Annotated in this window: 5 protein-coding genes; 4 read left to right on the forward strand and 1 reads right to left on the reverse strand. The window is 35.9% G+C overall.

Annotated features, from left to right (window positions below):
- Nucleotides 1–342 (reverse strand): hypothetical protein (locus GYA49_04425; GenBank protein ID NMC36262.1); only part of this gene is annotated, 342 nt, incomplete at its 3' end.
- Between the two features lie 81 nt (nucleotides 343–423).
- Between GYA49_04425 and GYA49_04430 the strand changes: the two genes are divergently transcribed.
- The 4 genes from GYA49_04430 to GYA49_04445 all read left to right on the forward strand — a co-directional run bounded on the left by GYA49_04430 (nucleotide 424) and on the right by GYA49_04445 (nucleotide 6,503).
- Nucleotides 424–2,196, forward strand: coding sequence for a DUF2207 domain-containing protein (locus GYA49_04430; GenBank protein NMC36263.1), 1,773 nt, complete (start codon nucleotides 424–426; stop codon nucleotides 2,194–2,196).
- 11 nt (nucleotides 2,197–2,207) lie between these two features.
- Nucleotides 2,208–2,882, forward strand: coding sequence for a hypothetical protein (locus GYA49_04435; protein NMC36264.1), 675 nt, complete (start codon nucleotides 2,208–2,210; stop codon nucleotides 2,880–2,882).
- Nucleotides 2,883–2,990: 108 nt separating this feature from the next.
- Nucleotides 2,991–5,795 (forward strand): preprotein translocase subunit SecA, encoded by a 2,805-nt coding sequence (secA, locus tag GYA49_04440; GenBank protein NMC36265.1) that lies wholly within the window; start codon nucleotides 2,991–2,993, stop codon nucleotides 5,793–5,795.
- 66 nt (nucleotides 5,796–5,861) lie between these two features.
- On the forward strand, nucleotides 5,862–6,503 hold the full coding sequence (locus GYA49_04445) for a hypothetical protein (GenBank protein NMC36266.1): 642 nt from the start codon (nucleotides 5,862–5,864) through the stop codon (nucleotides 6,501–6,503).
- The last annotated feature ends 242 nt before the right edge of the window (nucleotides 6,504–6,745 follow it).

Below are 6,745 nucleotides of genomic sequence, written 5' to 3' on the forward strand. Positions count from 1 at the left end.
AGCTTTGCCGGTATTTTTATTAATATTAGCATTATCGCTGGTTGCAATAATGTTACTTGAATTTGCAGATATTTTCCCTGAAGTTGTACAATATTTTTTTGAAGAACGGCAATCGGCAGCACTAAATGTAAGAACTGTTTCTTTGTTTCCAATCTCATCTTGGTCAACTACAAAAGTTTCCAGTTGACGACTAGGAGCATTGATAGAAAAATAATCAATGCTTAAGCCAAGCCCAACTGAAACAAGACAAATTAATAATGATAAAATAGCTAATCGTCGATAAGGATGTCTATCTATTTTATTTGTTTGTGCTGTGTTAAAAAAAACTGCAGTTTTTTTCATAAGCGATAAGAATAAGTAATTACTACTACTATGTTTCATAGTAGAACTTCTGTACAATTACTGTCAAATAGATTTTGCAATATGTTATTGAAAAAAATCTTTATTGGTCTATTTTTACTTTTGTGCTGTGCACCTTCTCAGGTCTTAGCTAGTCATGCTGATCAAATCTCGCTTTTTTCTTCTCATATTAGCATTAATCAAGATACTTCAATTTCTATTACTGAAACTATTAATTACGAAACAACCATAGAAAAACACGGGATTTACCGCTATGTGCCACAACGGTATGTCGTTAATGGTATTTCTTATACGGCTAAAGTTAGCAATTTTACAGTGACCGATGGCCAACTCCAAAGCATTCCCTTTACCCAGAGCATGGAGAATGGCAATTATACCTACAAAATTGGTTATGCTGATAAAACATTTACTGGTCCTAAAACATATATTATTAGTTATAAAGTCAAAGATGCCTTACGTCGTTTTAAAGATCACGATGAACTTTATTGGGATATTACTGGAGAAGGTTGGCAAATCCCAATTTTAAAAACTGAAGCAGTAATTGATTCGCCTTTAGTACCAATTACTAAAGTGATCTGTTATAGCGGCCAATTTGGTCAGGATAATCAACTGTGCCAATCAAATTTTTCCAAAAACCAAGCTCAATTTGCTTATGATCAGACTATTAACTACGGTGACAATATGACGGTAGCAGTAGCTTTGGAGCCAAACAATATTCTGGCTTTTCCTACAGCTATGCAAGTTTTTATCAAAAAACTGGTGGACAATCTTCTGATCTTAGCTTTACTGTTGCCTGCAATTGGAGCTTTTTTGCTTTGGTATTATAAAGGTCGAGATTGGATGTTTATTTCTGCTAATATCTTTGATCAAGACCCTGATAAACCTAAAAAGCTCACCCCACTTTTTTACAAACACCGCATTCCTCTGGCTTATGAACCACTTAAAGAATTAACACCAGGAGAGTTGGGAACCATGTTGGATGAGCGAGTGGATAATCAAGATGTAGTGTCTGAAATTATTGATCTGGCGCGAAAAAAATATTTAAAGATTGAACAAACCACAAAAAAAGGACTTTTATCTAGTAAAGAAGATTTTAAGTTTAGTAAATTAAAAGAAGCTGATAAAGATTTGCCTCCCCAACAGAAATACTTACAAGAGCAGCTATTTAAAACCGGTAGCGAGGTGATGTTATCCAAACTTAAGGGCACTTTTTATCAGCATATGGAAAAAGCTACGTCTCTCATTGCTAAGTCTGTTACAGACAAAAAACTGTTTACCAGTAATCCCAGAACTACCAAAATTATGTATTTTATTTTGGCGGCTTTTTTAGCAATTGGCACTTTTATAGCTTCAACTGTGATTTCGGGAATTTTGTATACTGGCTTACCTATGCTAGTAGCAGTAGTTTCTTTTATTTTTATCATAATTTTTGCAACTAACATGGTCCAAAAAACCGCAGTTGGAACTAACTACATGTTGCAAGCAAAAGGACTTAAAGAAACAATCAAACGGGGAAAATGGCGGGAAGAGATAAAGGAAAAACGTTTATTTATTGAAGAAGTTTTACCCTTTGCGATTGCTTTGGGTGTGGTGGATAAACTGGCTAAAGATATGGATGAGCTCAATATCAAACCTCCTGAATATTTCCAGGGTGATAGTACTAGTTTTGCCAAAGGCTATGCTCTTGGAGCTTTAACCCATTCTTTTACTCAGCAAACGAGTCGATCCCTATCTTACAACCCTTCATCTAGGGGTTGGTCAGGTGGATCAGGATTTTCTTCTGGTGGTGGGTTTTCTGGCGGAGGTGGAGGCGGTGGAGGCGGTGGAAGCTGGTAGCTTATATATTTATGAAAAAAAGAAACAATAAATTAATTTACATATCTAGCGTTTTTGCTATCTTTGGCCTTACTTGCTTGATAATAAGCATTGTAATCAATTTTCAGATTCTCAATACAGTTCAACAAAGTAAAAGTGAATATGTTCAATCAAATAAAGTGAATAATGATAATTCGTTTGCTCAGCCAGATAAAATATATGATTACAATTTTTTTAATAGTTTGAATATTTATAATGATATTAGTAGATGGCAGCCATATACTCTAAAACTATTTTACGACCCTGGATCAACTGAATATTATGAAAAATACGGCTATTTAAAATTAAAAATCCCCCTAAATGTTGCTGTGGAGGAAAAACTAGATTTTGAATACCTGAACTCTTTAACAATTACAAAAGGTAATTCCAGCATGGTTATTGGTACCTTTAAACAATTTTCCACTAGCGGGACTTTTTATTGTATTAATTGTCATAAAATTGCTTCTTTTTATACTCAAATTTTGGGGGACAAATTCATGATGCCTGTAATAGAAGAGCAATATAAAAATAAAATACGCTATACTGGTATGCGAAACTTACCTTATAACGAATATGCCATTTCGATTTTAGCTGATAGTTTGGATGATTTTCATTCATTTTTACAGATAGCTGAAACATTAGAATTTACTCAGGAAAATTCAAATTAATTTATTACTATTTTGTAGTAATGGTATATATAAAGTTAATAAACTTTATCTTTTTCCTATTAACAGTTAAAATACAGAGGTTAATTAATTAGACTATATAGATATCATATGGTTCTTTCTTGGCTCAAATCACTCACAGACGAAAATAAAAAAATCCTCAAACGTTATGAGCCAATGGTGGCTAAAATTAACGAGCTTGAGAGTGAAATGCAAAAGCTCAAAAAAGACGAATTTACAGCTTATACAGCTGAGTTTAAATTGCGTTTGGAAAAAGGAGAAACGCTAGATGATGTTTTACCCGAAGCTTACGCGCTAGCCCGGGAAGCTGGGGTTAGGGTTCTAGGAATGCGAATGTTTGATGTACAGCTGATGGCAGCTTTGGCTTTCCATTTTGGGCAAGTAGCTGAGCAAAAGACTGGAGAAGGTAAAACTTTATCAGCCGTGCCAGCTTTGTACCTAAATAGTCTGACAGGTAAAGGTTGCCATTTAGTTACGGTCAATGATTATCTGGCTCGGCGTGATGCTGGTTGGATGGCTCAAATTTTTGCTCTCCTAGGAGTTTCAGTTGGAGTTATTTATTCAGGTAAAGGTGAACAGCCAGCGCTTATTTACGACCCTGAATTTACGGATAGCAATCAGCACGATGAACGGCTACGACATCTAAGGCTAGTTTCTCGCCAAGAAGCTTATGGAGCTGATATTACCTATGGAACCAATAATGAATTTGGTTTTGACTACTTGCGGGACAATATGGTGCAAAGTCTCAGGGAAATGGTTCAGCGAGGTCATCACTTTGCTATTGTGGATGAGGTTGACTCAATTTTGATTGATGAAGCTCGGACACCTCTTATTATTTCCGCTCCTGATACTGATCCCACTGACAAATACTACCGCTTTGCCGAACTGATTAAAGATTTATCTGCCGACACTGATTACACTATTGATGAAAAATTTAAATCAGCAGCTTTGACCGAACATGGAATTACTAAGGTTGAGAAAAAATTAGGTATTGATAATTTGTATGAAAAAGATTTTGAAGTCATTCATCACATAGAAAATGCTTTGAAAGCTAGAACTCTTTATCTTAAAGACCGGGATTATGTAGTTAAAGAAGACCAGATTATTATTGTGGATGAGTTTACTGGTCGACTAATGTACGGTCGGCGTTGGTCAGAAGGTTTGCATCAGGCAGTGGAAGCTAAAGAAAATGTTAAGATCCAACAGGAGAGTAAAACGTTGGCCACTATTTCTTTTCAAAACTATTTTAGAATGTATGAAAAACTGTCTGGTATGACGGGAACGGCTGCCACCGAAGCTGAAGAATTTCGTAAGATTTATAATCTAGAAGTTTTAGTGGTTCCAACCAATAGGTCTGTGGCTCGGATTGATAGTGCTGATATGGTGTATAAAACTACTCGGGCAAAGTATGCAGCTATTACCGATGAAATTGCCAATCTTCATGCCAAAGGTCAGCCCGTTTTGGTAGGTACAACTTCGATTAGTAAAAACGAAATCGTTTCCAATTTTTTGCGCCGCAAAAAAATTCCTCACAACGTTTTAAATGCTAAAAATCATGAAAAAGAAGCCATGATCATTGCTGATGCTGGTAAGGTTGGAGCAGTAACCATTGCTACCAATATTGCTGGTCGAGGAGTGGATATTGTTTTGGGTGGAGCTAAACCTGATGAGGTCAATTTTAAAACCAAAAAAGCCTATGAAAAAGAATTAGATCAATGGAAAGAAGAACATGAAAAAGTGATTGAACTAGGAGGATTGTTTGTCTTAGGAACTGAACGTCATGAATCAAGGCGGATTGATAATCAACTTCGAGGCCGATCGGGTCGCCAAGGTGATCCAGGCCAGTCGAGATTTTATGTAGCTTTGGACGATGATATCATGCGGCTTTTTGGCGGCGATAAAATTGCAGGACTTATGACTATGTTTAAGTTGCCTGAAGATGTGCCTTTAGAGCACGGCATGGTTTCGCGAGCTATTGAACAAGCTCAGACAAAAGTTGAAGGTTTCCATTTTGACTCTCGTAAGCATGTGGTTGAATATGACGATGTCATGAATAAGCAGCGGGAGATTATTTATAAAAGACGCCAACAAATTTTAGAGATGGCAGCCAGCATTGAAAAAGAAAGTAGTGTTTTAGAAAAAGATGAAGTGCAAACAAATTTATCTTTGCAAAAACGAATCACTGACAATATTAACGCTGATATTACAAACTTAGTAGCTATGTATGCTCCTGAAGGTTTTGAAGATATTGAATACGAGCAAATGGTGCGGGAATTTTCCCAAATTGTGCCGTTTGATTTAGATAGTCAAAAACGAATTCAGCAAGAATTAGAAAAACTTAAAAATAAGGATAAAGTTACCGAGAAACTCACTGAAATTTTTGAAAGTGCTTATAAAGGTCGAGAGCAAGAACTTGGCAGTGAACTAATGCGGCAAATCGAAACCTTCATTAGCTTGCGGACTATTGATAAGTTGTGGATGGAACATTTAACGGCTATTGATGATTTGCGGGAAGGAATTGGTTTGCGAGGTTATGGGCAACGGGATCCCTTAGTTGAGTATAAAAATGAAGCTTTTGGCATGTTTGAACGCCTGCTTGCAAATATTGATTTTGAGATTGGGAGGCAGGTTTTACGAGTCGGAGTAGCCCGACCTCAAACCATGCCAACTCAGGTAGTAACTCAGCATCCTGAGGCTGAAACTCCAGGACAAGATACTACTAGCTCTCCAGCTCAAAGTGAAGTAAACAGTTCTCCAGTGCAAAATCCGCCAATAGCTTCGCAATCAGGGCGGACAGGAACTATTAAAAAAGTCAAAAAAATGGGGCGCAATGATCCATGTTGGTGTGGGTCAGGTAAAAAATGGAAGAAGTGCCATTATCCTGAAATTGGGTAATATTATTGACTAATTAAAATTCTCAATTGAGTATAATTGTAAGTAAATATTCAATTTAACTTTTTTATGGCAAATATAATTGTTTTTGGCGATAGTATTGCTCATGGCTATTGGGATTTGCATGGTGGTTGGGTAGCACGACTTCGTAAAGATTTGGATAAACAAAATACAAAAGCAAACTGTGACGAGCAATATTCCTTATACAATTTAAGTATTCCTGGAGATAATTCTTCAAATATTCTCGATCGATTTAATCATGAGATAAAAAGAAGGGTTTGGGGGGATAAATTGACGCTAATCTTTGCTTTTGGGATCAATGATTCTGTGTATATTCGTAAACAGAAAAAACATAGAGTTGGTCAGAGGCAGTTTAAGGAGAATTTACAAAAAATAATAAAATTAGCCAGGAAATATACGTTAAAAATTTATTTTGTTGGTTTGACTCCAGTTAATCAAAAATTAGTTGATCCAATGCTGTGGTCACCAAATGAATCATATATAGAAAAAGATGTAGAAAAATATGAACAAACACTCAAGGAGTTTTGCCAGGAAAATGAACTTCAATTTATTGAACTAATGAAAGCATTTAAGAAACAGGATTACGAAAAACTACTCTTTGATGGAGTGCACCCCAATAGTAAGGGTCATGAGTTGATATATGAGATTATTTATAAACATCTTGCGAAACAATCCATTTTGAATTTATGAAAACTGAAATTAAGAAATTAATCATTATTGACTTTCCATATAGATTAGCTAGTTCCAATGCACAAGCTTCTTATGAAAGCTTTATAACTAGAGCTCATTACCAATTAAATGATACCGCTCATTAATCCCTAGTCTTTAGACTAGAGGTGAAAGATTAGTTCTGGCATAATTTCTGGTATGGGACTCAAATATTGGATGGGTGCTCATACCAAGCATAGGTTGCTTTACCATCTAGTATTCAT

It is taken from the genome of Candidatus Beckwithbacteria bacterium (genome assembly GCA_012797845.1).
Lineage (GTDB): Bacteria > Patescibacteriota > Microgenomatia > UBA1400 > UBA1449 > JAAZOH01.